The following is a 26,412-nucleotide window of genomic DNA, read 5'->3' as shown; positions in this document are numbered from 1 at the left end:
ACCGTGTTGAGCAGGCTTTGCCAGCTTTTTTGAGAAGAACGCGTGCGTGACGCAGAGGCAGACTGAATACGATTGCTCAAGAGGACAAAGACGATGGGTTTCCAGTCCCTTTCACCAAAGAATTATCAGTCAGATGAGCTACAGAAACCTGGCACGCCCATGGGCGTCTATATTCGACGCGTAACCCTCTCAGGGAAGGTGGCTCTTACTGGCATTTTTCTGTTCGCTTTCTTTATTGTCATAGATGTGCTTCTCCTGCTCATCTGAGGAGCAGGATCTTCACTCATCCAGACGCCGATGGGTTTTGCCCAGGGGATTTTCCTGCTGGGATCGCTTCTATCTATCATGAGGCATGAAGAAATGATCACTCCATTGCATCCCAAACTTTCCATATCCCTCTATACACATGGGATGATCTACCGGAAAGGACGCAACATCCGCGTGGTGCGCTGGGAAGAAATACAGTCCATTCAACGCCAATGCAAGGTCTATCGCCGCAAAGGAGAGATAACACACGTGTCCCCTGCGTATACCTGCACATTCGCTCAAATGCCAGATTTAGTCTTGAGTGCGGCAATAGACGATGTGGCTGAAGTGGGTACATTCATCGAACAGGAACTCACGCGACGCCTTCTCCCACAGCTTCAGGCAAACTATCAGGCAGGCCAATCCATCGAATTCTCCACACTCTCTCTTACCCAGCAATATATCGGGAATTGGGAGCAAGAAATCGCTTGGACGCATGTAAGCAGGGTAGAGATTGACCCGGAAAATCTGGTGATTGAGCATACAGACAATGAGTTGAACTTGCTCACTATACCTCTGACAGATATTACCAATGTATGCGTTCTAGAAGTCCTGCTGGAATATATTCGAGTGGAGAAGGGATTTGAACTCTCTCTGTTTCCGGAGAGAGAAACCCAGGATGTTGAGAATATCACGGTGGTAGAGAGACCAGGGAAAAGGCTCCTCCCCAGGAAAACCTCCTGGATCTCCACTCTCATGCTCACCCTGCTAATACTCTCCGGTCTGCCATTAGAAACGTGGGCAGTCCGCGATAGTTTCAGCAAAGAGCGACTGACGGAACTGCCATCACAAACCTTTCAGGTTTCCGGCCCTCCGACACTTATCATCAAAGTTGACGCAATCGGTAAACTCTTTATGCTTAACAAAGATAAAAATAGCAACACGGTGTCGGTTTCTGGATGGAAGACGGTCACAGGCATGGATAGCCTTGATGATGTTCAACAGCATGCAACGCAAAATGGCAACACGATCAATCTTAACTGGGCCATGGAGCAAACCACCTTTCTGGGAGTTGGCTCGGAGAAAGTTGATCTGTGGGTAGATACGCCAGCCAGCAGCAATGTTCAAATCGAGACGCGCACGGGAGATTTGGTCATCAGTTCTCTTCACGGAGAGATAAAAATAAAAACGCAATCAGGCCATATTAACCTACAGGCAAGGCTGCAAGGGCACTCCCAATTGCAGAGCACATCTGGCCGAATCGATTACTGTGGCACACTTGATCCCCAGAGCCATGATCTCTTCGAGAGTGGAAGCGGTAATATCAACCTCACCCTGCTATCCAACGCGGCGTTTAGCCTACCGTCATCGAGCAACCTGCACCGGATCAGCAATGACTTTGGCAATAATGAGGTAGGAATGGTGCCACGCGCCCATTTGGACGTTACCACACATACGGGTAGGATCACCATTCACAAAGGGAACGCACCAGGACCTGAAGGTATGTGTTAACGCGGATGCAACCCAGAAAAGCGTGCAGAACAGCTTGTATTGGATCTGTGTTCTCAAGCAGCAGAGCGTGATCGGATGTGGTCGAGTCATTGGAGATGGGGGTCTCTGTTTTTATGTGCAAGATATCATTGTTTTGCCCGGGTATCAGGGACAAGGACTTGGTCGACGCATTATGGAGAAGATCATGGACTATTTACGAGAAAACGCCCATCCAGGTGGTTTTGTCGGTCTCATGGCTGCCAAAGGAGCTGCTGGCTTTTACCTGAAGTATGGCTTTCTGGAACGCCCAACTCCAGACTATGGACCAGGAATGATCTTATTTTGGAAATAAGTTCTTGCAAGAGAACAAGAGGACGTTTCTCTCTTTGCAATTCCTCAAGGAGAATAAAGGTATATGGGGTTCCAAACATTCCAGGAGTTTACGCAACAACTCGGTCTACTCTATGATAAAGAACAAAAGGTAGCCCGGGCATTCGAGGTCTTACAACAAGAGTATCAGCGTTTTCCCGAGTATGCCGACCAAACCTACTACTGGCGCATCTTTATGGCCTCGCGGCTTGGCCAGCAGACACTCGCACTCCACTTGTTTGAGGAAGCGTTAGATCGGGGCTATTGGTTCGCGCCGAGCACGCTCGAAACCGATGAAGACCTGGTTTCGTTGCATCCGCTACCCGCGTTTCAGGCGATGGTTGAGATATGTCGCCAACGCCTCATAGAAGCGCAGACCACAACTCGGCCTGATCTCCTGGTTGTACCGCCCGAAAAGCAGGGAGGCTCACTTCCCCTGCTCATGGCGCTCCATGGCAATTGGTCCAATGCCCGAGACACTCAAGAACACTGGCGTAACATCACAACTCGTGGCTGGCTCCTGGGAGTACCACAATCCTCACAAATCATCGGACAACACTCATATGTATGGGATGATCGCCAGAAGGGTACGCATGAGGTTTGCGAACACCTCACAACACTGAACAAGGTGCATGTGATCGATCCAGAACGTGTGGTCGTTGGTGGTTTCTCCCAGGGCAGCGGTCTCGCGATTTTGCTCGCTCTCCACCAATCAATCAAAACATGCGGTTTCGTCGTGCTCGCTCCACATCTCAGTGAGGTCGAGTTAGAAACACTGCCACCGCTTCTTGATAGGCAGAAACCCATGGGTCTGCGTGGTTCAATCATCGTTGGCGAAGAAGATACACGCCTGCTGGGTATCGCCCACAAAATTGCCGAAGTGCTACGTAGCTATGATCTCCCCTGTCAACTAGAAATCTATCCAGGTCTGGAACACACCTATCCTTCCGACTTTGCAACATGTGTGACCAAAGGACTCGCATTTATTGACGGGGAGTAAGTATATGGGTGAAAGCTCCTTTATGTAATGTCCTTGCTTGAGCAAGTACATAAAGAAGGCCCGTTATCGAGCTAGCACCGACTATGCTTAGGATTGCTGTTATGACAGTCCCTACAGGCCCTCCCATAATGGTAGCAAGAGCTTCTAAAGCAGCAACTAATTCTACTGACTAGCAAGTTCTGCAAACAACCAAAAGCTCGCTTCATCATAGGTTAAGTAAATCACCGTTCCTTTCACAGAAAAAGCGCCACTAGGATCAACGTAGTTGACGGGATTATCATCGGCATACTCATACGGGTTGGCCTTGAGTGTCTCCTGCAGGAATGCCGTGGCCAGTCTGGCTGCCACAAAAAGCCAGGCATGGAAATTTGTTGACGAACTCTGGAACACACCTGTTCCAAGTGGCCAGTGGCACTACTATGATGGGATGCTCTATCTGCTGGCGCTGCTCCATGATAGCGGAAACTTCCACATCTATGCGCCGTCAGGTTCCACACCAACACCAACATCTCGTAGCCTTCTCAACGCTGTAGTGAAAGATGCACTGGCAAGAGAGCGCTACGCACGCAGCCATTATAATAGTCCTAGAAATCTAGACAAAAATTTGTTGGCTTGGAAGAGAAAAAAGTCAGATGCCAAACCAGAAAAAGAAGCAATATTCAGCAGAATTCAAAGCGCAGGTAGTAAAGGAGATATTAAAAGAAGAAAAGACAGTTAGCCAATTATCAGCAGAATATGGAATACATCCAAGTCAGTTGTATAAGTGGAGAGATCACGTCCTCGCAGGTTTACCCAATCTCTTTCATGAACAAGCTGAAAAGAACTTACGTGAAAAAGAAGCAGAATGGCAAGAAGAGCGGGAGTCACTTTATGCGGAAATCGGGCGATTAACCACGGAGAAAACGTGGTTGGAAAAAAAATCTCGAACATTCTTTAAAGAGAGATGAACGTGTTGCCCTGATCGATTGGGAACAAAAGGAGCTGCCGATCAGCACTCAGGCCAGGCTGCTCCATCTCAATCGGAGCAGCCTGTATTATCAACCAATGCCTCCATCGCTGGAAGAGGTTGCGTTTAAACGTCGTATTGATGAGATTTTTACGGAATGTCCCTTCTATGGATACCGGAAAATCGCCGCCCAATTGCATCGTGAAGGAAGAGCAATCAATGAGAAAACCGTTGCAAAGTACATGCGAGAAATGGGCATCATGGCGATTTATCCCGGCCCAAACCTGAGTAAACGTGCACATCAGGCAGGGATTTATCCTTACCTGCTCAGAAATATTACCGCTTCTGCCCCAAATCATATCTGGGGTATTGACATAACATTCATTCGTTTACAAAAAGGTTGGGTGCATTTGGTTGCGGTGTTAGATTGGTATTCACGCTACATTGTGAGCTGGGAATTAGATCAAACCCTCTCCATGCCATTTGTCATTGAAGCGGTACAGAAAGCATTTCAACAAGCAACGCCACAGATTTTCAATAGTGATCAAGGTAGCCATTTCACGAGTACGAGCTACATTGATTTGCTAAAACAGCAGAACGTGCGCATTAGTATGGATGGAAAAGGGCGAGCACTCGACAATATTTTCACCGAACGTTTATGGAGAACGATTAAGTATGAAGAAGTCTATATAAAAGAGTATGATAATCCTCGTACTGCACGTACAGATCTAACTCGCTACTTACACTTTTATAATGAAAGGCGTCTTCACCAGGCACTCAACTACCGTACTCCAGCAGAAATCTATTGGGAAGAAAAGGAGATTTTATAAGTTTTCGGCTTTCAAAGGCACTATGAGTATAGCATCCTTCAATGTGGCTTATCAAGGCCGTTCCACTTTCCCTTGACAAGCCACATTGAAGGATGCTTCGAAAGAAGATGTGCCATTGAAGCAAAAAAATGGTCATATTTTTTTCGATGAAATGATCAGATTCGAGGTAATGATCAGGACAATTTCGTCCATGTTACGAAGATTTCAAGAAAGGAGAATTCTCTTAGAGACTCGCACATTTTTGACTTGACATCGTGGGGCACCATAGGATGAACCCATATGACAGTGCCTTTTACAGATTCAGGACAGACACTTGAGGACTTTGTTGAAACCATCTATGTGCGTTGTCCCCAGTGTCAGAAATGTGCTCAAGTGAAGCGTCTTCCTGCTGATGAAGAGATGATCCTTGCTGATAATTCTGGTCGTCATGGCTCCAGGCGTTTTCAGCGAAGTTTTAGCTCCAGAAAGCTAAGCTGCCTCCATTGTAGCTATACACGTATTTGGGAAGGGAAGATTCAACACAGAGGTGGCCCATATGATTGGTATTTTCGACTTCCACTATGGTTACAATCACCTTGTTGCGGTGAGATTCTTTGGGCCTTCAATGAAGAACATATCCGTTTTTTAGAGAGCTATGTCACCGCCAAACTACGCATGAAGTTCTATGCCCAGGGTCAGATCAGAAATGGAACAATGGCAAGTAGACTCCCTACCTGGATAAAAAATGCGAAAAATCGGAACGAAGTAGTCAAGGGAATCACGCGATTGAAAGCGCTGCTAGAGATACCTTGACCATTCTAGCCATGTCTATGGACATCTTCTCACAAAAATCCAGATATGCGCACGTAATGTTGGAACGCACAGTGGTCCTGCTCCTGTACAAACCAATTAGTTGTTAGCCAGAAAATTTATAGAAGGAGTCAAAAAATGAGTGAGTCAATCTCTCTAGAAAATTATAAAAAAGCATTTGCTCGTGATGGATCATTACGTGATTTATACATATATAAAACACAGAGAAATGATTGGGAATGTCTTTTAAACTATATTCAAAAGAGAAGCGACTTTACAAACATCCTTTTTGTAGATCAACATCCTCATCCTTTAAACGTAGATATACAAGATCTTTTTCATATGGCTTCGGATCATGCTGTCTTACTGCGTATTGATGCAAATCAATTGCAACTTCACTGTCACTTTTTTGAGATGCAAGAGATAGAGCTCGATTTAGATCCCAGGGACATTAATACTGATGATCGCTTAAATCGTCTCATGGAATTTATGCATGACATAAGTGTACTTTTAAAAAAAAGTATCTTTCTTACCCCAGAGAATATGGAAAATGTACACTATTACTCCTATCACCCAGAAACAAATGAAGGAAAATGGTCTCTTCCTGAATGGGAGTCCTATAAACTACATAGTTTTAAAGACATACCAGGCATTATCGATGAAATAGAAAAAAGACATCGAAAATAATTGTTTCATCACTTACTGTAGCTGTACCTATTTATTTGAAGCACGTCTAAATTCTAGAAATATTCATTGAGTACTCAATAATGTGTAGCTATCAGACGCTCATCTAATCTTGTATCTGATTGAGTAACTTTAAAGATGATTTCATGATAGATGGCAAATATTTCGCTAGACTGCGAAGAACGGAAAAAATCAATGATGACAAACGAACATAAAAAATTTCCAGATAGCGCAACTTGTATCGATGAATCAAACTATCCGAACGCGCTTACCTATGGAAAAATTTATCAGGTTATAGCATGGGATGAGGAAAAACACCAGATTAAGATTGAGAGTGATAATAAAAAAAAGCGCTGGTATCATAGAGGATATTTTGATTTTACAGGAAAAACAGTACCTACATTAAAAAAAATCTTACAATATGATTCCTTAGAAGACATAAATGATTGGATAGAAGTAACAATAGAGCTTTCTGACGGCCAACTTCGCTGGTGTATTTTCATAACACCAGAGTTATTGAAAAAACAAGAAAAAACAGCATTTTCTAAATCAGAAGCTCTTTTGCATTATGATAACCCTCATATTATTATTGTAAGTGTTTTAAGTAAAAAAGTCATCGAGCTATCGCTCAATTATATTGAAGCCCATGGTTCTCTGCTTGCTTCTACAAAATCCCTCGAATGAAAATTTATAACTACGCAGGAGGATATCAGGCCTCTGAGTATGAATGGATACGGTGATACTGTTGCTAAATTGCGAGATCATTCCAGAACGAGACTCATTGCTGGGTGAGATTGCCTGTACCGAGATACTCTCCAAGGAGGCAAAGAGTCCCCTTCCTCTGTGCAAAAACGATCGAAGCGATTAGAGTGGTGTGCAGGAAGAAATTTATGAGCGTGGCGTCGTCATCATTTATCTTTATGAGAAGTCAGAAGAACAATGACAAAAATGGCAGATCTTGCAGGAGTCGCTCATAATATCGCGCATCATTCCGCAAGTGGTCTGAGCTTTATCTCTCCACATTTGGCACAAGCTCTTCGAGCAGCGGGAGAAGAAACAACAGCAATTGAATTGCTTGTCCAGAATCCTTATCCTCCTAAGATTGCGGAGTTGCAGCCGCTCCGATTGTCTCTGGCTTCGCTTAAAGTAACGGTCCAGGGGATGCTTCAAAAACACGGTTTCAACCCAAATGAAGTTTCCTCGATTGTATTGCACGCTACTCCTCCACCCTGGAATAGAGATGGCTCTGTGTTACACACAAGGGCCGTTATTACTGCAAAAAATGGTCGCATTTATGACTCTGGTTGGTTATGACCAGAATGACTTGCAGGGCAGTATGTGAAGAGATATTTTAAACCTTACTGTAGACAGAAGCTAGAATAGCGCTCCAATAGAGCTTGCCCATTCCCCCGAGGCCACCATACAATCCAAGTTACGTGGAATACAACTCATCAATATGGTGATCGACGAAAGATCGCTGCCCAACGGAGTCGCCCAAACGGTCCCCGAACGTCCTTTCTGCCGAACGTGAGCCGCCCCTCTAGTGCTCTCACCTGTCCAACGTCTGCCGCCGCCTGCACCGCGTCCCCGACTCCCGGTGCGGGTTAACTGTTCACAGACCAGACCAAGTCAAGGCCGCGCGGAGGCTGGGTATGGTGGCGGGGGCGCGCTTGTCTTGGCCTTGACTGGTCTGGTAGGCTTGAGATCCCGCACGGGAGGTAGCCTCAAATGTAGCATAGTAGCTGGTTTGGCGTCAACCGATACACTGCAAAGAGACAATTGTTTTGTTCTGATAAGGCTACACTCATGACACATATTCGCTGGGAACGATATCCACGGGTAGCGCAAAGCGCTCTCGCACGCACGTGGCTACAAATACAAGCCAACCTGGGATTAGCTCCCAATACAGTGGAAGCGTATGCTCGTGCATTGAATGAGTATCTTGAGCTGTGCCTTCGCTCGGAGATTGTCCCAGAGGCCGCGACCAAAGAACATATCTCGTGGTATGTGCATGACCTCATGACACGCCCAAATCCGCGAGGGGAGAATATCTTCGTTCTTGACTCAGGAGTTGGGCTAGCTAACGCCACATTGCATCAACGGTTGACTGCCATCCGCCTGTGGTACGACTACTTGATAGAAGAAGGCATTCGCGAAACAAACCCTGTTGGTAGAGGGCGTTACACGCCAGGAAAGATCGTTTACGGCAAGCAGGAGCGAGGGCTGATCTCTCGCCTGCGTAAGCTCCCCTGGGTTCCCGACGAGGAGCAATGGAAATCCATCATTGAAGCTACGCGCCAGGAGCCAGTTCGCAATCGTGTCATGCTCGCGCTGGCCTACGATGCTGCCCTCCGTCGAGAAGAACTCTGCTCACTGCTCACCAGTGATATTGACCCAGCACAGCGCTTGCTCACCATCCGTGCAGAAACAACAAAGAACAGGCGTGCCCGCATCGTGCCTTACTCTGAGGCGACGGTACAACTCTACGTTAATTACTTGCAAGAACGACGTGCGCTGAGCCGCGCACGCGGCCCCCTCTTCCTCTCCGACTCAAATCGGAATCGAACACAACCCATTACCATTTGGACCTGGTCGAAGGTGATTAAAGGAATTGCGGAACGCTCTGGTGTCATCCAACTTAGCACCCATACCTTTCGCCATCTTCGTCTCACCGATTTAGCAAGGTCAGGATGGGACATCCATGAGATTGCGACGTTTGCTGGGCATCGAAGCGTCGAGTCTACACTCCAATATATTCATCTGAGCGGAGGAGAACTAGCCAGTAAAATCGAGCGTGGCATGAACTCTCTTCACGCCTGGCGGATGAAGATGATGGCGGAGGCACTCCAATGACAAGCTCACTACAGTTGGCACAGGCAGCTCAGGAACAATGGTGTTGGCCGGTCAATCTCTCTAGCTATGATCGCTCTGCAGTTCTCACTCCCAGTGAGCGCGTTGCTCTGGGGAAATTGACGGAAACTCCAAGATTCTCCCCCAAATGGGAGATTCAATTTGGAGCTTGCCTCGCATGTTTGTTGCACCCTCTAAATGAGGTGCTGGCAATTACGGGAGCAAGCAGAAGCAACCGAAATGGTACTGTGATCATCCTTCTTCGAGAAATGCATCGCCTGCAAACCTCTTTTTGGGCTTGGTCCGAGCAAGAATGGATTGGTGTTTTGTATCCGAGCGCTGCCATCTTTGCAGAGCATCACGGTGGAGCAGATGCGTATCGATCCCACTTGCTAGCGGTAAGCTATCTTCTGGGAGGACTGAGTGATCTTGCTGCCATTGGTCATTTCACTCAAGATTGGCTGGCGGTACGTGTATTCGGGCGAGATGTCCTTGGTCCTCTCGTGGAGTATATCGGTGGCGAAATGATCCGCTTAGGTTTTGGCAAGAAAATGGTAGAGGTCCATCTCCACAACCTTCTGTATGAGTTGCTGTTGATGAATCGTAGTCCCCGTCTTGAGGATCTTTCCTTTGAGGTACTCACAGCGATACGCCCAAAACTGACTTCTACGCATCTCAAAAGCTACATTGTCTCATTCACTCATGCGCTTGTGAGCCTTGGATACCTGGACCAGCCGATCACGGTGAGTAAACAAGGAGGAAACCTTGACACGCTCTCAGGTGTACCATCAGAGTGGCTTGAATACTGTGAGCGCTGGCGAAAAACCTCAACACTCTCCAAGCATACCCGTAAAGTCTACTACTGGTGCCTCATCAAGACTGGGCGTTGGCTTGCACAATATCATCCAGAGGTCGTCTCGCCAGAACAATGGACACGGCAATTAGCTGCTGAGTATGTCGCTGCTACTTTAGACTTTCATGTGGGGGACTGGACACACAGAGACGAACAGCAAAATGAGTCAAACAACGCTCCACTCTCTGCCAAGACGAAAGTACAACATCTCAAAGCAGTGTCATCCTTTTTGCGCGATTGCCAGGAGTGGAATTGGATACCACGGCGGTTTGATTCTCGGCGAGCCTTCACCACCCCCGCTCGCTTCAGTCCCTCCTTGGCCCCAATCCACGGGTGATTGATGACGAGATATGGGCAAAGCTCATGTGGGCAGGGCTCAACCTTGGAGAAGACGATCTTCCTGAGTTCGGTAACCGGCTTGCTCACAAAAGGTGGTGGTATCCATTTGAAATGGTTCGTGCCTGTACTCTCGTCTGGTTGTTCACTGGGTTACGGGCTGATGAAATCTGTCGTCTCAGAGTCGACTGTATCAAATGGCAAAAGGATGATCTTGTGGTGGCAGGGAGCCATGAGGTCGTCACCAAGGATACTGTGTGTTGGCTCAATGTCCCTGTGAACAAAACGGGAAGAGCTTTCACGAAACCAGTAGATCGTATTGTTGGAGAAGTTATTGACGATTGGAGACGTGTTCGCCCAGATCATCGAAAAGAAATTGACCACAAGAGCGGGGAGATGGTGGAGTATCTCTTCTCTTTCAAGGGACGACGTATCTCAATGGATTACCTCAATCACACAGTCATCCCCATGCTATGCCGGAAAGCGGGGGTTCCCCAGGAAGATTCACTCGGGGCGATTACGAGCCACCGAGCACGATCAACCATTGCCACTCAACTCTTCAATGCCAAAGAGCCAATGTCGCTCTTTGAGTTGCAAGAATGGCTAGGGCATCGCTACGCATCTTCTACGCAGCACTACGCAAAAGTCAAGCTCACAAAACTCGCCAAATCATTCACCCAGGCAGGGTACTTTGAACGGAATATCAGAGTGGTAGAGGTACTGCTCGATCAGGAAGCCGTCAAGAGTGGTGCTGCCGTAACAGGAGAGCCGTGGCGGTTCTATGATTTGGGACATGGCTACTGCTCCTATGATTTTTTTGATCAGTGCCCTCATCGCATGGCCTGTGCAAAATGTGCCTTCTATGTGCCCAAAGAGTCGAGCCAAGCACAGATCTTGGAGGGCAAAGCGAACTTACAGAGGATGTTGCAAGAAATTCCGCTTTCAGACGATGAACGTGAAGCAGTTGAAGAAGGGATTGAAGCTCTAGAAAAGCTCTCTGCGCAACTGGCCGACGTACCTACACCTGCCGGACCAACTCCACGGCAACTCAACGAAAACCGAGGTCAGGTGAACTTTATCCCTTCATCATCCATTCAACGAGTCCCTTCGAGAAACTGAGGGAAAGATGCAACAACTGGTCCGTGAAGGCACACTTTACCGCGACAACAACAGACGCTATTGTTTGTATGAATCTGGCTTTCCAGTTGAACAGACAATCACATTAACTTCTGGGTGTTCACTTGAAATCTGGCTCAATCGAGAATGGGTTACAGGGCACGTTGAAGGGGATGGACAAGATTATTGGTTATTTGCTTACCGTGGCGGCCGTTTCCTCTTGTCTGAGCGGATGAAGGCTCGATACATTATCCATTAGCAAAATTTCTCTATTGAATTTTTGAAGTAAAAGAGGTTTTTGAATTCCACATAAGCCTTTGTAGCCCAAATTTTGAAAGATCGCAAAATCTTCCATGTAATTTTGCACTGATAAATCGGTCAAGCTATTCTGATAGAACAAACCTGCGGCTCAGAAAGTGGCCTCCGGCGAGAATTGCTATACTCATCCATGTTCCAACACAGAGAGAGCAGGGTCATTATTGAGTATAGCAATTGTAACAAGGAGATGGAAACGGAAGCCCATGGGTATTATCGAGACCGCTGGGAGTATCAATCATGGAATGCCTCTCAATGCTTGGTTGTGTTGGGCAATCAGGAAAGCGGCAAGAACTGATTTTTACGTGATGGTGATTTAGCTCATCGCGCAGTTTTTTATCCTCTCGAGCATAGCAAAAAAAGACACGTAGAGGGTGGTGCAACTTAACATTCATACCTATGTCTCTCTCAGCTCATAATTTTTATAATATAAAAATTAATATCATACCGTATCTAATAAGTAAATGTAGCTCTAAACGTAATTATATTTCGAATGTTTATTTGACGAGGCAAATTGTTTGTTCTGTTTATTTAGCATATATGTATCATAGAGAACTTGCATATGTGCATTTCTGCATAATTATTCTGTCATAGACAAGCAGCATAATGTGTACACGGGTAATACTCTTGCTTGCTTATATAGCTATACATCTTATTTATTGTTCTTCCTCTTTATATGAGATCGTATCCAGCTAAAAATCATTGTGACTGCAAGCCATGGTATGCTATTCCATGTTCGTTCAAAAGGTACTACTCCTAAGGACGATAAAAAAAGTAATAATATTGTCCATAATAATAAAACTATAGGTATGATAATTGATAGAGCTAAGTCTGTTCCCAGATGGGTGCTTGTAATATTGGGACTGATCCTTTCGTGCTCTACGGTAAAATCTAGCTTTTCAAAGTAGAGATCCCTTAACAGCTCTTTCAGCGGCAATTTATGCACTTTTCTTCTCCAAATAGGCTATTCTACTTAAAATACTCCTCTTCTATGCACGTTCTACTTTATTTCCAGGTTTCATTCAATTATTATTAGTCAAACCATTCAGTGCGTGTTTGCACACGCCTGGAGGTGGATAGAGCAAGTTATGTGAGGATAACCCAGGTATCAAAAAGATACCTGGTCGCTAAATGTCTATCAGGCGGATTGCGGTCTGTATTAATACTGTTACACTTCTTCCAAATGCACCTATGGGAGATATGACTTTTGTGATTTGAATGCAGGTTCAAGGGTAATAGCTTGGGTGTAATCTTTTTGCGCTTTTTGTATATCTCTGCTATGCTTATAGGCTAGACCACGATTATAATAAGCTGAGGCATCCTGGGGATAGGTAAGAAGGAATGTTGTAAAATCCTGGATGGCTAGAGAATATTCTGCAAGTAGTAAGAAGGTGATGGTTCTGAAAGTCAATTGATTCTTATATAAAAGTAGAGGAAAAATGAGTAGAAAATTTTCAGAGATGTACCGTCAGTATTGTGAGGCTGTAGAGGGATCGATAGGCGAAAAGGTACGGCGTCCCCTCTCAGAGGAAGAGAAGTGGGGCATCTGGAATGATGGCTCTTTACTCCAACTTGAGATGTTCGAGAGGGCGGTATTGGCCGCTCCATCTCCTGAGGAGGCAGCACAGATAGTATCTGAACAAGTCGGAATCGCCAAAAAATATTTCCCAAAAATGATAGAGACGTTGCTTCATAAAGTGACAGCACTCCTTCAGCGGCCGCTTGCTGATGAAGAGGAGGGCCAGCTTCGAGCAATTGCATGGGTTGCCGATGCTATGCATATAATTGAACAACTTATCGATACACCTCAAGATCAGCGGGATATTGTCTTCTATCAACTGATGACCCATTGAATGATATGCAATAATTGTTTTGTCATAAGTATTTTTAGTGAGGAAGCAATGATGGGGAAACCTGAAGTTCTGCGATCAAGTCCGCAGATCCCTTATCAAGAAATACGCCTCCTGTGGTTTTGTGATTACTGGGATGGACCACTTAGTGGCGTCTGTTTCTATTGGGGACAGCGCTACTGGTTTGAAGCCATTGAGCCAGAGAAGGATAATTATGGCTATCCGAGAACGATGGGTGTTTACATCTTGTCAGCAGAAGATTTACAATCGGAAGAAGAAAGTCAACGACGTTTTCAGCAATATGTAGGGATGCACACTACCTATGATGATCCGGAAAATTGCTCAGTTGAAGAACCTCCTCGGTCAGGCGAAGATCGCGAGAAGTTTTACTCATGGAGCAAGCAACAGCCCAAACGAGATTACCGTCACAATGAGATGGTCGGCTGGTTTGAAGTGTAAGCTCTCACTATGATAGGAATAGAGCAGCATAGTATGCTATGCTGCCTGTTTTTGTGTTCTACTGCCATTTTGTAAAACCTGGGGAATCTGGATATAATTGGATGGACATAACGCACTTATCGATCATAAAAACGATCTAATTTGTCGGCAACAGCATTATGTACAATAGATAATACTTTTTCCTGTGCATTCGTAACCTCGGTACAGCTACACTAAGTGGTGGATGCGTTGAAAAAGGGACTTGAAAAATGACGTATTACACGGCACACTGTTTGTATGAAAAAACAACAGAAAGCGCCAATGAACACGTCTTCTCAATTTTGCCCTAATTTGACGTGTTCCGCAAGGGGTCAAAAAGGGCAAGGAACTATTGTGGTTCATGATCGTCAACGTGAACGCTATCGTTGTAAGGTCTGCAAAAAAACGTTTACATCCCGAACAGGAACCATGTTCGAAGGGCTCCGCAAACCAACCGAGCTCATTGTCATTGTGGTAACTTTGCTTGCCTATGGCTGTCCGGTGCAAGCGATTGTCAAAGCCTTTCGTTTAGATGAAAGAACCATTGCCAACTGGCGAGATCGCTCTGGAGCACATTGCCAACGGGTCCATGAACAAATGATGCAGCAGGCTGACCTCACTCTGAGTCATGTGCAAGCCGATGAAATTCGAGTCAAAGGAAGAAAAAAGGTCATCTGGATGGCCCTGGCGATGCTGGTTCCTACGAGATTGTGGTTGGCAGGCGTGGTGCAGCCAACTCGCGATACTCCGTTAGCCGATCGGTTGTTTGAGCAGGTTCGTCAGTGGACCAAGCACATCAGTGCGATCCTGGTCTGCGTGGATGGCTGGCCAGCCTATCCACACAGTATTGAGCGAGCCTTTCGCTCAAAAATCAAGCGCACAGCTGGAAGAGGACGCTGTTGTCTGGAAATGTGGTCGGGATTGGTGATTGGACAAGTGATCAAGCGTCAATACAAGCATCGTGTGGTTGAAGTGGAACGGCGTTTGCTACGTGGGGATCCGCATCAAGCACAGAAGTTGTTACAAACGACACCAGGATGCACGATTCTCAATACGGCGTACATTGAACGATTGAATGGCACCATGCGAGAGCGTTTGGCACAGTTAACCCGGAAATGCCGACATGCCGCATGTCGGCTTGAGAGCTTGCATCACGGCATGTATCTGTTGGGTGTCACCTACAATCTCTGTTGGTCCCATCAACAGTTGAGCACAAATCAGCAGCAGATCAGTCCGGCGATGGCCAGCGGTTTAACCGATCATCTGTGGAGTATTGTTGAGTTGTTAACGTACAAGGTCGTGCCCGAACCCTGGCACGAACCGAAAAAACGAGGACGCAAACGGATCAAACCGTTGCCTGATCCTAATCAGTCAAAGCGACCACGAGGGAGACCTCGTCTTCGACCGTTGCCTGATCCCAATCAGCCAAAACGGCCGAGGGGGCGACCTCGTAAAGTCATTTTGAGCTCATCCACCGTTTAGTGTGGCTGTACCGTAACCTCAGTACGCTCAGATAAATCGAGAAGTTTTTGTAGTATTACCTCGTCTTGATCTTCCATTTTTTCTATATAAGGGTCTGTTACCAACGAGAGATAGTCATAGATGAGCTTTGTGGTTTTGTCATCCACATCGTAGCCAGATGGTTCTTCCCATGCATCAACAATATAGCGGGCAGTATGATGAAGTGACCAACCACAGTAATATGTGTCAGCAAACAAAATTTCTATGTCTTGTGCTAGACGCAGGCGTAGCCTTTGCTTTGCATCATCTAAGGCGCGTGGTAAGAAACAGGTAAGCACTTCACTATTTTGATCCATCCAACGCCATCTTGTAGGTTCAATTTGAAAATCTTGTGCTTGTCGCAATTGCAAGCTGCCATCATTTATTGGTGCCTTTTGCCATATTGCCAGTATCTCTGTTTGTGCAAGGCTTGCATCTGGAACATTGAGCATCATACTCTGTAGTGCCAACGTCGTTTTAGCAAAACGTATTTCATCTGTATCTGACCAGAGCCATTCCATACTACCAGTGGTTTGGCTTACGTGCTTTTCATGCTCATCTGCCGTATGATAAGGACCAAGAATTACCTTCCTACCATCAAACATCCACCGAGGACTTATAGTGATTTCAATTTTTTTGTCCACGACAACATCTACTGTGTCTGACAAATGTAAGTCTATATTCACGAAGTCGCACTCCTTATATTTTAAGATCATGTATCAGTGAAACTATTTTAATGGAATGGCTGGAGGAAACGTCCCACCTCCAGTAGTAGGTATTTGTCCTTTTCTGATCATATCATCTGTTACTGGTAATCCAGGATCACTAGATGACCCGCCATAAATTGATGAACCGCTATCCCCACGAGGGCCAGATGGTCCTTCTATAAGGTCATTAAAATGTTTTTGGTAGTCTTCATGCGTTGTCCAGAGAGCATCAGCAGCTGAACCTGTATAGGAGTAGGTGCCACTACTATGAAAGAGTTCATTCATGTGCACATTTATAGTTTGAGCAGTGCTTTGGTGAAGACTGGCAACTTGCATCCAATGTAATGAAAGCTGAGATAGCGAGTTATTCAGAGGTTTGACTGGTCCAGTGAGATATTCTAGTAATATCTGATGTGGATCATCCCTCATGAGGTTTACTAGATTGGATAAAAAACTTTCAGCTGAGAATCCTAGTCTAGCTGCAGTAGAGAATACATTAATATTATTGCTATCTAGATCATTGACCACGGTTTCTAGCATATTGACATCCACTCCCACAGATGCTGCCAGGCTATCTACCGTATGACCAATGGAATTTGCAATATCGCTAAAGAGAGACATCCTGCCTCCTCTTTCTTTAATGGCTTCTAGTATTTCTAAATAGAAATAAGAACGTCTTTTTATATCTATTACTGTTGGATTAGAAGGTGCTAAAAGTCGTTTTCACATTATTATCTGCTTGGCCATACATATCTGCTGCCCCTTCCATATTATGTGCGATCTGATGCTGATTCTCATAATGATTTTTAATTGCAGCGTTCCATGGGTTATTTACCAGAGCGAGCCAGAAAGCCCCGTCCATTCATGGCGGGGATGAATGGCTGTTCCTTATTTGGGGCGTGGGTGATATGGGTTGGTACGCTGGGTCATCCCAGGCCAGATAGGTATCTAATGCTCTCCTGATGATTTCTGCCATGGGCAAATCTTCCTCTACACTTCTCTTTTCCAGTTGTTTCTTTTGCCGCTCAGTGATGTAGATATTTGTGCGCTCTTTCCGCATAAATCCCTCTTTTCCTGTTTGACATGATACCCTATTAGGGTGTATAATATAGCATAGAAATGAGGAAAGAACAAGGACGCCATGCTGATCTACGAATACAAGCTTGATGGTTCCAAGGCACAATATGCCGCCATTGATGAAGCGATTCGTGTCGTGCAGTTTATTCGCAACAAGTGTCTCCGCCTCTGGATGGATGACCATGCCACCAAGAATGACTTGCAGAAGTACTGTGCTGTCCTTGCCAAGGAATTTCCTTTCGCCAACAACCTCAACTCACAAGCTAGACAAGCCAGCGCTGATCGGGCATGGTTTGCCATTCAACGGTTTTATGAGAATTGCAAAGCCAAGAAGCCCGGCAAGAAAGGCTATCCCCGCTTCCAGAAGGATAATCGCAGTGTGGAGTATAAGACCACGGGTTGGAAACTGGAACCGGATGGGCGCCATCTCACCTTTACGGATGGCTGTGGGATCGGTCGCCTGCGTCTGGTGGGCACTCGTGATATTGAAACCTTCCCCATTGCACAGATCAAGCGTGTGCGTCTGATCCGTCGCGCCGATGGCTACTATGTCCAGTTTGGTGTGCAGACGAATCGCGTGATTGAACACGAGATGACCGGAGCGACGGTCGGCATTGATGTGGGACTCAAAGCCTACTACACCGACTCTAATAGCAATACCGTCGAGAATCCCCGGCACTACCGTAAAGCTGAAGCCCGCTTAAAACGACTGCAACGCCGCTTATCCCACAAGAAAAAAAGGTCAAAGAACCGCTCGAAGGCCCGTAGACAAGTCGCCAGAGCCCATTTGAAAGTCCAGAGGCAGCGTGAAGATTTCGCCCGCAAAGAGGCGAACGCGCTTGTGACATCTCACGATCTCATTGCCTATGAAGACTTGAAGATTGCCAATATGGTGAAAAACAGGCATCTCGCCAAATCGATCAGCGATGCCGGATGGGGGCAATTTCTCGCCTGGGTCAACTACTACGGGGCACTGCACGCTATTCCAGTGATCAGGGTTGCGCCCCACTTCACCAGTCAGAACTGTTCAGGGTGTGGCACGCATGTCAAGAAGAGCTTGAGCGTGCGCACCCACATCTGTCCATCTTGCGGCTTGATAATGGACCGCGATCATAATGCCGCCGTGAACATTTTGAACAAAGCGCTCAGTACCGAGGGGCACTCGGGAACTGATGCACCCAAGAGTGCATAAAACGCTTCTGGACATCGGACCGCTACTCTTCAGGAGCAATCCTGCTGAGCAAGTTGGATGGGTGAAAGAAGAATCCCCGCGCATGTATGCCGGGGAGTGTCAAGTAACACACTGAACTACAATGGTGTAATCATCACCGACGGACTCTATATGGGCGGGCTCTACCAGGGCAACGATCCAACCACCAACCAGTTAGCCCAGACCTATGTGCAGGCCATTATCGCTGGCAACGACCTGCTCGAAGGGGCCACCAATGTTGTCCAGGTAGCTGCAATCGAGCAAGCAATCCAGCAGGCCATACAGAGCGGCCAGATCACCGAGCAACGCATCAATCAATCGGTGCAACGCATCCTACTTATGAAAGTACAATACGGCATCATCAAGAAATAGGTGGGCAAGACCAGCCGTCCCTTACGCTGTTCACTTAAAGACGAGGCTGCCATGCAGGCCAATGGCTGGTCGGGGTGCAGATCCCCCCGGCCATCGACGAGTTGGTGCCAGACCTGTGTTTGAGACAATCGACGCCACGACGTTGACACTATTTAAAAACGGCACTATCCAACATATCTGGTAAAAAGAGAATAACACGCCATCCTTCTTCATAGCTACGTGTTTTCCAGCCACACTGTAGTATTTGGTGCTCAGCTCTGAACCTGTCTGCTCAGGTATGGGCTCGCTTTCACAAGAATCAGGGATGTATCCGTGGGGTTCCTGACTCACCTGGAAAGATTTGCAGAATTCTCCAATCATTCTCGACAATCATTCTATCACCCGAGGTTTCGGTGGTCTATACTCTCCATAGACAGAACACATGCTGCGCTGTCTGGACCGCGTACGCTGGACTTTTCTTCAAGAACAGAGTCAGTGGAAAACTTGCCTGCTGGGTAGCCTTTCATGACGAGGCAAGGCAGCGAACGCTGAAGAACAGAAGGAGTTCACCTATGGCACCCACCAATTTTCGCTCTGGTGTGCAAAACGATAATCTGATTGACATCACCGTGACCGGGCGCACGTCTGGTCGTCCCATTTCGCTTCCTATCTGGTTCACCCTGGATAGCAACACGCTCTACCTGATCCCAGTGAAAGGATCGGACACGGAGTGGTATAAAAATCTGCGCAAGACGCCGACGATCCGCGTATCCGCTCATGGGAAGGCAGTGACTGCGAGCGCTCAAGTTCACACCGACCAGGCACAGCTCGACCACGTGCTTGAGCTGTTTCGCGAGAAGTATGGCAAGAACGTGAAGTCCTATTATCCAAAATACGATGTGGCCGTCGCAGTTCCGCTTGCATAAAGTGCTTGTTTGGTGTAGATCGAGAAAAGAAAAAAATGGATATCAAACGAAACAGCTCAACCCCTTCTGGCAAAGGACCAGCCGAGTATTTTACCAGAGCGGTCCGCATAGATTCCCAGTTTAAGGGAGAGGGCACGAGACCCGAAAGGAGAACGATCAATGTCAGCGATGCCATCTGTCACCCTCAATAATGGGGTAAAAATGCCCCTCCTGGGGTTTGGCGTCTATCAGATCCAGGATGCCGAAGAATGCGAACGCAGCGTCTACGACGCCATCCGCACCGGCTATCGTCTGATTGATACTGCGGCTGCCTATGGCAATGAAGAGGCCGTTGGCAAAGCCATCAAACGAAGCGGTGTGCCAAGGGAGGAGCTCTTCGTCACCACCAAACTCTGGATTGAGGATGCCGGAGACGAACGTACCAGGCAGGCATTTGAACGATCGTTGCAGCGGTTACAACTGGAGTATCTGGATCTGTATCTGATTCACCAGCCCTTTGGGGATGTATATGGTGCGTGGCGCGCGATGGAGAAGTTGTACCAGGAAGGCCGGGTACGCTCCATTGGGGTTAGCAACTTCCAACTCGACCGATTGATGGACCTGATGGTGCATCACCAGGTCGTTCCTGGCGTGAATCAGGTGGAAACCCATCCATTTAACCAGCAAATCGAAACTCAAAAATTCATGCAGGAAAATACTATTCAGATTGAATCCTGGGGGCCGTTTGCGGAAGGCAAACACAATATGTTCGAGAACGAGCTACTGCGTTCCATCGCAGGCAAGTATCAGAAAACCGTGGCGCAAGTCATTCTGCGCTGGCTGACCCAAAGAGGGATTGTGGTGATTCCCAAATCAGTCCGTAAGGAACGAATCATTGAAAACTTCACTATCTTCGATTTCGATCTGAGCCAGGAAGATATGGCGGCGATCAGGACGTTGGACACAAAAACCAGCAGCTTCTTCGATCACCGTGACCCTAACATTGTGAAGGCGTTGGGCCAGGCAACACGTCGGACCTGAACGTACGAGTGCCCCGTGTGCATCTGGGAAAGGAGAGAGCGTTTTCTTCCCATCACATGGGACCATTCTCAGAAAACGTACGCTGCCCCTTGCCCACTGGATCAAGAAAAGGAGAAATAATGCAGAAGCGCACACTTGGAAATAGCAACCTGGAGGTTTCGGCCATCGGACTTGGCTGTATGCGCATGACCTTTGGTGATAAGCCGATTGGGGACAAAGCGGAGATGATCGAGTTTCTCCACGCGGCGGTGGATCGTGGCATCACCTTCTTCGATACGGCCGAGGTCTACGGACCCTTTACGAACGAAGAGCTGGTAGGGGAAGCCCTGGCTCCCTTTCGGGAAATCGAGCGCCTGCAGGAGAACATCGGCGCGGTCCAGGTCAAGCTCACCGAAGGCGATCTGCGGGAAATCGACCGCGCCATGTCCACGATTACGGTCCTGGGAGACCGTTACTAAAGAGCCATCGAGTGCCCATAAGAAAGAGACGAGAAGGAAAAGAATGAACGAGAATACAAGCAACAATCTAGCCGGAAAGGTCGTCGTCATTACCGGAGCAAGCAGCGGATTGGGTGAGGCGACGGCCCGGCATCTCTCCGCCGAGGGTGCGACTGTCGTGCTGGGAGCGCGGCGCACCGAGCGCATTCAGGCCCTGGCCGACGAACTGAACGGCGGTGGGGGCAAGGCATTTGCCCTCCAGACCGATGTCACAGACGCCAATCAGGTAAAACACCTGGTTGATACCGCTGTTCAGACGTATGGACGCATCGACGTGCTGATCAACAACGCTGGACTGATGCCGCACTCGCCCCTGGAACGACTCAAGATCGACGACTGGAACCGAACCATCGACGTCAATCTCAAGGGAGTGCTCTACGGCATTGCGGCAGCGCTGCCCTATATGAAACAGCAACACGCAGGGCATATCATCAATGTGTCCTCGGTGGGTGGCCATAAGGTTCGCCCTGGCAGTGCGGTCTATGCGGCGACCAAGGCGGCCGTCCTGATGATCTCTGAAGGGCTGCGCCAGGAAGTCAAGCCCTACCACATCCGTACGACCGTGCTCTCGCCAGGCGCAATAGCCACGGAACTGCCCAACAGCATCACCGAGCCGGATATCGCCGCAAATGTGCGGAAACTCTATGAAGCGGCCATTCCGGCTGACTCCTTTGCACGGGCCGTCGCCTTCGCTATCTGCCAACCTGACGACGTAGACATCAACGAAATCGTGTTCCGGCCCACCAGCCAGGAGCTTTAAGGAGCAAGAGCTATGTCACCCAATAAGCAAGCACAACACACCCATCAGGAGTTGTTTCCCGAACACATCTCCACCCTGGCAGTCACTGACCCGGAGCTGATCGAAACCTTCGATAATTTTGCCTTCGACGAGGTGCTGCGTCAGAGCCACCTCGACAAACGGACCAGGCTGATGATTCAGCTAGCTGCCCTCATCGCTTCCCAGGCGCTGCGTGAGTACCGCATCATGCTCGGCGCGGCCCTGACGGTCGGGGTGACTCCAGTTGAAATCAAGGAGATTGTGTACCAGGGGGTGCCCTATGTAGGCATGGGGAAGGTCTTCGACTTCCTCCATGCCACCAACGAGGTGTTCACCGAGCGGGGCATCGCCTTGCCCCTGCCGGGCGAGTCCACGACCACGCCTGAGACCCGAGCGGCGAAGGGTCTGGAGGTCCAGAAGCACATCGTCGGCGCGGAGGCCGTCGATGTGCTTCTATGCCTCCGCGCCCGCCGACGAGCAGCACATCCAGCGCTTCTTATCGGCCAACTGCTTCGGTGACTATCTCACCCGCAGTGGCATCGACATCCCGACCCGCGAGCTTCTTACGTTGAGCATGCTGGTCGCGCTTGGCGGATGTGACCCGCAAGTGAAAGGCCATGTCGCCGCCAATCTGCATGTCGGGAACGACCGTGCGAAACTTATCGCCGTTTTGACGCAGCTCCTGCCGTTCATCGGCTATCCGCGCACACTCAACGGCTTGCGAGCCATCGATGAGGTCGCTACGTCGTAAGCGGCGTTGTCACTCACAACACCGTTATTAAGATCTTATTCCGAAGCTTAACCCCCATGCGGGGGCACGGTGCCACTGCCGTGGCTCGTGCTTCTCGCTCAGGTTTTCGGATCAGTAATAATTAGAGGAGAAGATGAAATGGCACAACGTACCTGGTTAATCACTGGCGTGAGCAGCGGATTTGGCCGCGAGCTCACCGAGCAACTCCTGGAGCGAGGAGATCGCGTTATCGGAACCGTCCGCGACATGGGAAAGGTCGCCGATGTGCGTGAGCGCTACCCCGAAACCTACCACGCCGAATTGCTCGACGTGACCGATACGGCGGCAATCCACGAGCTCGTAGAACGCTCGTTTGCGAAGCTGGGACGCATCGACGTGATCATTAGCAATGCGGGCTACGGTCTGTTCGGAGCGGCAGAAGAGCTTTCTGACAAGCAGGTCGAACACATCATCGCGACCAACCTGCTCGGGTCAATCCAACTCATCCGCGCCGCACTGCCACACCTGCGCGCTCAGGGTGGCGGGCGTATCATTCAGATTTCTTCGTATGGAGGGCAGGTTGCCGTTGCAGGCAATTCCCTGTATCACACAACCAAGTGGGGCATCGAAGGCTTTGTGGAGTCGGTCGCCCAGGAGGTGGCACCGTTCGGTATTGGCATGACCATCGTTGAGCCGGGTGGAGCGCGGACCGAGTTCCGCTACGGCAGCGCGCAGGTAGCACAGCTTCTACCCGTCTACGACCAGACACCGGCTCATAGCTTTCTCAAGATGCTCGATCCTAAGAACGGGCTAGCTCCGGGTGATTCGGCCCGCATGGCCGCGCGCATTATCGAGAGCGTGGACATAGAGCCAGCTCCGCTGCGTCTCGTCCTGGGGTCGCAGGCACTGGAAAGCACCATTGCGACCCTGCGGAAGCGGATCGAAGGCTTCGAGGCACAACGTGATCTCGCTGCTTCCACAGACTTCCCGCCTGGAGAGTGATCGCCTGCCTGGACGGCATGATCCGTAGCGTTGTCCCAGATGGGACAACGCTACGGACCGTGTCACCAGCCACAGTTTCATCATCCTCTTTCTCGACCACGAACTCTCGACGACCTGAATAGTTACAATGATTGATGTCATCAGGAAATCTATACAAACCTGAGCACCATATTTAGAATACATGTTGTATCACAGGAGTGTGCCCGACGTGCGGGGTAGACGAAGATGCAGTAGATACCTTATCTTATAAAAGAGGAAAACGTTTTCTTTTTTTATAAGGAGATCTGTATATGATCAATGTCTGTGTTATTGGGATTTCAGGGTTTGGGGATACCCATTATCATGATCTGGTGCGTGGAGTCGAGCATGGTTCTGTGCACCTGTTAGGCGCGACCGTGATTAATCAGGATGAGGAAGTGGAGAAGTGTCAGCGTTTACGCTCTCTTGGTTGTGAGCTTTTTACTGATTACACAGAGATGCTGGCGCGTTTTAAGGGCCAGTGTGACATTTGCTTTATTCCTACTGGTATCCCTCTCCATGCTGTCATGACGGTCGCTGCTTTGCAGGCGGGCGCGAATGTATGTGTAGAAAAGCCTGCTGCCGCCACGATTCAGGAAGTACGAGCCATGCAGTCCTGTGCGACTGAAATGGGACGTTTTGTCGCGGTTGGTTTTCAAACAATGTATGCTCGCGAAACATTCTGGATGAAACGCGCTATCTTAGAGCAAGAGATTGGCACCCTGCAAGCGATTAAGTGTTATGCTCTCTGGCCACGGTTAGATACGTATTATACACGCAATAACTGGGCTGGGCGCCTAAAAATAGATGGAAAGTGGATTCTTGATTCGCCCTTTAGTAATGCGGTGGCGCATCAATTAAATATGTTATGTTTTCTAGCAGGTAGTGAGTTAACCAGATCTGCCTCTTTAAAAAGTATTCAGGCCGAGTTGTATCGTGGACATGAAATTGAGAGTACGGATACGGCTTGCTTGCGTGTCCTGACCGATGCTGATGTTCCGATCTATTTTCTGGTGACGCATTGTTCAGAAGAACTGGCTGGACCCGAAATTGTCGTACGTGGTGATCGCGGTGAGATCCACTGGACGGCTGATCGAGTGGCTATCACGCGGGCGAATGGTACGCATGAAGAGCGTGAATGTGATACGGGTCAGGAACTGCGCGATTGTTTGATGGAGCACCTCATAAATAAGGTGTCCGATCCTGCCAGCTTTGTCTGTGATCTGGATATTGCGGGTGCGCACGTACGCAGTTTTAATGGTGCCCATGAATCCTCAATTATTCATCCGCTAGATGATACATTGATACACCGCTATCCAGAAGCGGAATCTGTGAAGACCGTTATTGAGAATATCGATACCATTATTCGTGAAGCTTTTGTCCAGGAGAAACTATTTAGTGAGCTACACGTTCCCTGGGCTCAACCAGGCAAGATAGTTTCGTTGTCGCAATATGATTATTTCCCGAGAGGCTGATTAGCAGATACAGAAGGGCAGGCCACGTTCATGCCCTTCTGTATCTTTCACAGTCCGGGCATCTAGACAACCAGGATAGGATCGCCGGCAGGGATAAAGGTGATCGAGATATCTTCTAATTGAGGCTGCAACCATTCTACTAGATAATGCATGCCAGCTTCTTCACTGGTGGCGTGTCCAAGAATAATCAGCGCCTTGTGTTGTCCTGTCGCGATGGCGTCGCGTACATATTCGCAGGTCTGCCACTCGACGGTTTCACCGCAGAGCGCGACATCCAGGTCCGCCATGTGCAGGGCCTTAATCTGATTTTCACCACCGATTGCCCCCAGCAGCATACCAACCCGCTCACAAGGCATATTGAGATCTCCAACCACGCGCAGAGTAGGACGTGACAATTTTTGCTTGAGTTCCCCAAGTAATCCTGATACAGTAGTGGGAGGAATATGGACCACATAGCGATTGTCCGTATGCTCAAATTCTTCCCAGCCCAGGGCTTTTTCAACTCCAACTTGAATGCCATCCGGCTCGTGCATATGCCAGTAATCATGGAAACGCCAGATAGTTAGGTTATGCTCATCAATAAAGGCTCGCTTGGCTGTATAGACCGGATCATCGCTGAGCCATGCGGTATTATCTCGATGTTCATAGAAAGTTGGCTCATGGGTGATGATAAAATTGGCGTTGTGCGCGACTGCATGCCTCAAAACATCCATGCTGGCAGTGAATGTGGTTACAATACCTGTAACTTCTTTTTTTGGATCACCACATTTAATGATATCAACAGAATCTTCCATCGGTGCCCCTGGGATTCTAGCCACAATGAGATCGATGACCTCTTGAATAGTCTTTGGCATATCTGTCATCCTTTTTTGTACTGACCCATGCCAGAAAATACATCTGCTCTGGCCGTAGGGAGAGAGCATTCATGAGTGCTTTATGCTTATAGCATAGCATGTTCTGGCCACTTGA

At 48.1% G+C, this 26,412-nt stretch carries 29 protein-coding genes and 2 pseudogenes; 26 read left to right on the top strand and 5 right to left on the bottom strand.

Annotated elements, in window-relative coordinates; genetic code table 11:
- The first annotated feature begins 93 nt into the window (after positions 1–93).
- From KDW_RS31900 to KDW_RS19930, 4 genes are all read left to right on the top strand, one after another.
- A complete protein-coding gene (locus KDW_RS31900) occupies positions 94–267 on the top strand; it encodes a hypothetical protein (RefSeq protein ID WP_162005427.1) in 174 nt (57 codons plus the stop codon).
- A gap of 30 nt (positions 268–297) precedes the next feature.
- On the top strand, positions 298–1,758 hold the full coding sequence (locus KDW_RS19940; protein WP_307767756.1) for a DUF6585 family protein: 1,461 nt from the start codon (positions 298–300) through the stop codon (positions 1,756–1,758).
- 22 nt (positions 1,759–1,780) lie between these two features.
- The gene (locus KDW_RS19935; RefSeq protein WP_233097824.1) at positions 1,781–2,089 is read left to right on the top strand and encodes a GNAT family N-acetyltransferase; all 309 of its coding nucleotides are present in this window, start codon (positions 1,781–1,783) and stop codon (positions 2,087–2,089) included.
- A gap of 63 nt (positions 2,090–2,152) precedes the next feature.
- Positions 2,153–3,106: a dienelactone hydrolase family protein gene (locus KDW_RS19930; RefSeq protein WP_151757715.1), complete on the top strand. Its 954-nt coding sequence runs from the start codon at positions 2,153–2,155 to the stop codon at positions 3,104–3,106.
- Positions 3,107–3,268: 162 nt separating this feature from the next.
- Here the strand turns inward: KDW_RS19930 and KDW_RS32300 are convergent, their stop codons facing one another.
- Positions 3,269–3,496 carry an RHS repeat-associated core domain-containing protein gene (locus tag KDW_RS32300; RefSeq protein WP_151757714.1) on the bottom strand — a complete coding sequence of 76 codons (228 nt, stop codon included), beginning with the start codon at positions 3,494–3,496 and terminating at the stop codon, positions 3,269–3,271.
- On the opposite strand from KDW_RS32300, the gene KDW_RS36040 reads away from it, so the two are divergent.
- The 9 genes from KDW_RS36040 to KDW_RS19885 all read left to right on the top strand — a co-directional run bounded on the left by KDW_RS36040 (position 3,435) and on the right by KDW_RS19885 (position 11,769).
- A complete protein-coding gene (locus tag KDW_RS36040) occupies positions 3,435–3,824 on the top strand; it encodes a hypothetical protein (RefSeq protein WP_162005426.1) in 390 nt (129 codons plus the stop codon). The genes KDW_RS32300 and KDW_RS36040 overlap by 62 nt on opposite strands.
- A protein-coding gene (locus tag KDW_RS19920; protein WP_151757713.1) for an IS3 family transposase occupies positions 3,739–4,882 on the top strand; the annotation gives its coding sequence in 2 pieces (ribosomal slippage) (positions 3,739–4,026 and positions 4,028–4,882; 1,143 coding nt in all). Before KDW_RS36040 ends, KDW_RS19920 begins: the two co-directional genes overlap by 86 nt.
- Positions 4,883–5,809: 927 nt before the next feature.
- Positions 5,810–6,358: a hypothetical protein gene (locus tag KDW_RS19915; RefSeq protein ID WP_151757712.1), complete on the top strand. Its 549-nt coding sequence runs from the start codon at positions 5,810–5,812 to the stop codon at positions 6,356–6,358.
- 150 nt (positions 6,359–6,508) lie between these two features.
- On the top strand, positions 6,509–7,039 hold the full coding sequence (locus tag KDW_RS19910; RefSeq protein ID WP_151757711.1) for a hypothetical protein: 531 nt from the start codon (positions 6,509–6,511) through the stop codon (positions 7,037–7,039).
- A gap of 255 nt (positions 7,040–7,294) precedes the next feature.
- Positions 7,295–7,669, top strand: coding sequence for a hypothetical protein (locus tag KDW_RS19905; RefSeq protein ID WP_151757710.1), 375 nt, complete (start codon positions 7,295–7,297; stop codon positions 7,667–7,669).
- Between the two features lie 492 nt (positions 7,670–8,161).
- Positions 8,162–9,208 carry a tyrosine-type recombinase/integrase gene (locus tag KDW_RS19900; RefSeq protein WP_151757709.1) on the top strand — a complete coding sequence of 349 codons (1,047 nt, stop codon included), beginning with the start codon at positions 8,162–8,164 and terminating at the stop codon, positions 9,206–9,208.
- Complete coding sequence (locus tag KDW_RS19895; RefSeq protein ID WP_151757708.1) at positions 9,205–10,395, top strand: site-specific integrase; 1,191 nt, start codon at positions 9,205–9,207, stop codon at positions 10,393–10,395. The genes KDW_RS19900 and KDW_RS19895 overlap by 4 nt, the downstream gene beginning before the upstream one ends.
- 26 nt (positions 10,396–10,421) lie before the next feature.
- The gene (locus tag KDW_RS19890) at positions 10,422–11,513 is read left to right on the top strand and encodes a tyrosine-type recombinase/integrase (RefSeq protein WP_162005425.1); all 1,092 of its coding nucleotides are present in this window, start codon (positions 10,422–10,424) and stop codon (positions 11,511–11,513) included.
- A gap of 7 nt (positions 11,514–11,520) precedes the next feature.
- Positions 11,521–11,769, top strand: a complete 249-nt coding sequence (locus KDW_RS19885) for a DUF5348 domain-containing protein (protein WP_151757706.1) — start codon at positions 11,521–11,523, stop codon at positions 11,767–11,769.
- 1,245 nt (positions 11,770–13,014) lie between these two features.
- On the opposite strand, the gene KDW_RS36035 is transcribed toward KDW_RS19885, so the two are convergent.
- Positions 13,015–13,236: a tetratricopeptide repeat protein gene (locus tag KDW_RS36035; RefSeq protein WP_198925379.1), complete on the bottom strand. Its 222-nt coding sequence runs from the start codon at positions 13,234–13,236 to the stop codon at positions 13,015–13,017.
- Positions 13,237–13,264: 28 nt separating this feature from the next.
- Between KDW_RS36035 and KDW_RS19875 the strand changes: the two genes are divergently transcribed.
- The 3 genes from KDW_RS19875 (at position 13,265) to KDW_RS19865 (ending at position 15,634) form a co-directional block, all read left to right on the top strand.
- The gene (locus KDW_RS19875) at positions 13,265–13,678 is read left to right on the top strand and encodes a hypothetical protein (RefSeq protein WP_151757705.1); all 414 of its coding nucleotides are present in this window, start codon (positions 13,265–13,267) and stop codon (positions 13,676–13,678) included.
- Positions 13,679–13,726: 48 nt separating this feature from the next.
- Entirely contained in the window at positions 13,727–14,134 is a 408-nt protein-coding gene (locus KDW_RS19870; protein WP_151757704.1) for a hypothetical protein, read from the top strand.
- A gap of 372 nt (positions 14,135–14,506) precedes the next feature.
- A complete protein-coding gene (locus KDW_RS19865) occupies positions 14,507–15,634 on the top strand; it encodes a hypothetical protein (protein ID WP_151754965.1) in 1,128 nt (375 codons plus the stop codon).
- On the opposite strand, the gene KDW_RS19860 is transcribed toward KDW_RS19865, so the two are convergent.
- Both KDW_RS19860 and KDW_RS19855 read right to left on the bottom strand, forming a co-directional pair.
- Positions 15,631–16,338, bottom strand: a complete 708-nt coding sequence (locus KDW_RS19860; RefSeq protein ID WP_151757703.1) for a hypothetical protein — start codon at positions 16,336–16,338, stop codon at positions 15,631–15,633. The two genes, KDW_RS19865 and KDW_RS19860, sit on opposite strands and share 4 nt — an antisense overlap.
- Positions 16,339–16,380: 42 nt before the next feature.
- Positions 16,381–16,980 carry a hypothetical protein gene (locus tag KDW_RS19855; protein WP_151757702.1) on the bottom strand — a complete coding sequence of 200 codons (600 nt, stop codon included), beginning with the start codon at positions 16,978–16,980 and terminating at the stop codon, positions 16,381–16,383.
- A 520-nt stretch (positions 16,981–17,500) separates the two neighbouring features.
- Here KDW_RS19855 and KDW_RS19845 point away from each other — a divergent pair.
- From KDW_RS19845 to KDW_RS19800, 10 genes and pseudogenes are all read left to right on the top strand, one after another.
- Complete coding sequence (locus tag KDW_RS19845) at positions 17,501–18,628, top strand: RNA-guided endonuclease InsQ/TnpB family protein (protein WP_151757700.1); 1,128 nt, start codon at positions 17,501–17,503, stop codon at positions 18,626–18,628.
- Between the two features lie 96 nt (positions 18,629–18,724).
- Positions 18,725–19,018, top strand: coding sequence for a glycoside hydrolase family 3 N-terminal domain-containing protein (locus KDW_RS19840; protein WP_233097823.1), 294 nt, complete (start codon positions 18,725–18,727; stop codon positions 19,016–19,018).
- A 61-nt stretch (positions 19,019–19,079) separates the two neighbouring features.
- Positions 19,080–19,202, top strand: a complete 123-nt coding sequence (locus KDW_RS35090; RefSeq protein WP_269822485.1) for a hypothetical protein — start codon at positions 19,080–19,082, stop codon at positions 19,200–19,202.
- 367 nt (positions 19,203–19,569) lie between these two features.
- Positions 19,570–19,923: a nitroreductase/quinone reductase family protein gene (locus KDW_RS19835; protein ID WP_151757698.1), complete on the top strand. Its 354-nt coding sequence runs from the start codon at positions 19,570–19,572 to the stop codon at positions 19,921–19,923.
- Between the two features lie 168 nt (positions 19,924–20,091).
- A complete protein-coding gene (locus KDW_RS19825) occupies positions 20,092–20,943 on the top strand; it encodes an aldo/keto reductase (RefSeq protein ID WP_151758488.1) in 852 nt (283 codons plus the stop codon).
- 119 nt (positions 20,944–21,062) lie between these two features.
- Positions 21,063–21,287, top strand: a pseudogene (locus KDW_RS36030) (aldo/keto reductase); the annotation flags it as partial.
- A gap of 157 nt (positions 21,288–21,444) precedes the next feature.
- On the top strand, positions 21,445–22,200 hold the full coding sequence (locus KDW_RS19815; protein ID WP_151757697.1) for an SDR family oxidoreductase: 756 nt from the start codon (positions 21,445–21,447) through the stop codon (positions 22,198–22,200).
- Between the two features lie 12 nt (positions 22,201–22,212).
- Positions 22,213–22,969 (top strand): annotated as a pseudogene (locus KDW_RS19810) (carboxymuconolactone decarboxylase family protein).
- Positions 22,970–23,107: 138 nt separating this feature from the next.
- Positions 23,108–23,950 (top strand): SDR family oxidoreductase, encoded by an 843-nt coding sequence (locus KDW_RS19805; RefSeq protein ID WP_151757696.1) that lies wholly within the window; start codon positions 23,108–23,110, stop codon positions 23,948–23,950.
- A 290-nt stretch (positions 23,951–24,240) separates the two neighbouring features.
- Positions 24,241–25,443, top strand: coding sequence for a Gfo/Idh/MocA family protein (locus KDW_RS19800; RefSeq protein WP_151757695.1), 1,203 nt, complete (start codon positions 24,241–24,243; stop codon positions 25,441–25,443).
- Positions 25,444–25,505: 62 nt separating this feature from the next.
- On the opposite strand, the gene KDW_RS19795 is transcribed toward KDW_RS19800, so the two are convergent.
- Complete coding sequence (locus KDW_RS19795) at positions 25,506–26,297, bottom strand: Nif3-like dinuclear metal center hexameric protein (protein WP_162005424.1); 792 nt, start codon at positions 26,295–26,297, stop codon at positions 25,506–25,508.
- Between the last annotated feature and the right edge of the window lie 115 nt (positions 26,298–26,412).

The organism is Dictyobacter vulcani (assembly GCF_008974265.1).
Taxonomy (GTDB): Bacteria; Chloroflexota; Ktedonobacteria; order Ktedonobacterales; family Ktedonobacteraceae; genus Dictyobacter; species Dictyobacter vulcani.
Note: the sequence above shows the minus strand (reverse complement) of the source record. Positions and strands in the feature narration are given on the sequence as shown.

Excerpts from the sequence above, each read along its gene's own strand:
- KDW_RS19805 (WP_151757696.1), top strand. The coding sequence starts at position 23,108 with ATGGCACAACGTACCTGGTTAATCACTGGCGTGAGCAGCGGATTTGGC.
- KDW_RS19940 (WP_307767756.1), top strand. The coding sequence starts at position 298 with ATGGGTTTTGCCCAGGGGATTTTCCTGCTGGGATCGCTTCTATCTATC.
- KDW_RS19885 (WP_151757706.1), top strand. The coding sequence starts at position 11,521 with ATGCAACAACTGGTCCGTGAAGGCACACTTTACCGCGACAACAACAGA.
- KDW_RS19875 (WP_151757705.1), top strand. The coding sequence starts at position 13,265 with ATGAGTAGAAAATTTTCAGAGATGTACCGTCAGTATTGTGAGGCTGTA.
- KDW_RS19825 (WP_151758488.1), top strand. The coding sequence starts at position 20,092 with ATGCCATCTGTCACCCTCAATAATGGGGTAAAAATGCCCCTCCTGGGG.
- KDW_RS19855 (WP_151757702.1), bottom strand. The coding sequence starts at position 16,980 with ATGTCTCTCTTTAGCGATATTGCAAATTCCATTGGTCATACGGTAGAT.
- KDW_RS19900 (WP_151757709.1), top strand. The coding sequence starts at position 8,162 with ATGACACATATTCGCTGGGAACGATATCCACGGGTAGCGCAAAGCGCT.
- KDW_RS19815 (WP_151757697.1), top strand. The coding sequence starts at position 21,445 with ATGAACGAGAATACAAGCAACAATCTAGCCGGAAAGGTCGTCGTCATT.
- KDW_RS19835 (WP_151757698.1), top strand. The coding sequence starts at position 19,570 with ATGGCACCCACCAATTTTCGCTCTGGTGTGCAAAACGATAATCTGATT.
- KDW_RS19915 (WP_151757712.1), top strand. The coding sequence starts at position 5,810 with ATGAGTGAGTCAATCTCTCTAGAAAATTATAAAAAAGCATTTGCTCGT.
- KDW_RS19800 (WP_151757695.1), top strand. The coding sequence starts at position 24,241 with ATGATCAATGTCTGTGTTATTGGGATTTCAGGGTTTGGGGATACCCAT.
- KDW_RS35090 (WP_269822485.1), top strand. The coding sequence starts at position 19,080 with ATGGCTGGTCGGGGTGCAGATCCCCCCGGCCATCGACGAGTTGGTGCC.
- KDW_RS19910 (WP_151757711.1), top strand. The coding sequence starts at position 6,509 with ATGGCAAATATTTCGCTAGACTGCGAAGAACGGAAAAAATCAATGATG.
- KDW_RS19870 (WP_151757704.1), top strand. The coding sequence starts at position 13,727 with ATGATGGGGAAACCTGAAGTTCTGCGATCAAGTCCGCAGATCCCTTAT.
- KDW_RS19795 (WP_162005424.1), bottom strand. The coding sequence starts at position 26,297 with ATGCCAAAGACTATTCAAGAGGTCATCGATCTCATTGTGGCTAGAATC.
- KDW_RS19895 (WP_151757708.1), top strand. The coding sequence starts at position 9,205 with ATGACAAGCTCACTACAGTTGGCACAGGCAGCTCAGGAACAATGGTGT.
- KDW_RS19930 (WP_151757715.1), top strand. The coding sequence starts at position 2,153 with ATGGGGTTCCAAACATTCCAGGAGTTTACGCAACAACTCGGTCTACTC.
- KDW_RS19845 (WP_151757700.1), top strand. The coding sequence starts at position 17,501 with ATGCTGATCTACGAATACAAGCTTGATGGTTCCAAGGCACAATATGCC.
- KDW_RS19890 (WP_162005425.1), top strand. The coding sequence starts at position 10,422 with ATGTGGGCAGGGCTCAACCTTGGAGAAGACGATCTTCCTGAGTTCGGT.
- KDW_RS31900 (WP_162005427.1), top strand. The coding sequence starts at position 94 with ATGGGTTTCCAGTCCCTTTCACCAAAGAATTATCAGTCAGATGAGCTA.
- KDW_RS19905 (WP_151757710.1), top strand. The coding sequence starts at position 7,295 with ATGACAAAAATGGCAGATCTTGCAGGAGTCGCTCATAATATCGCGCAT.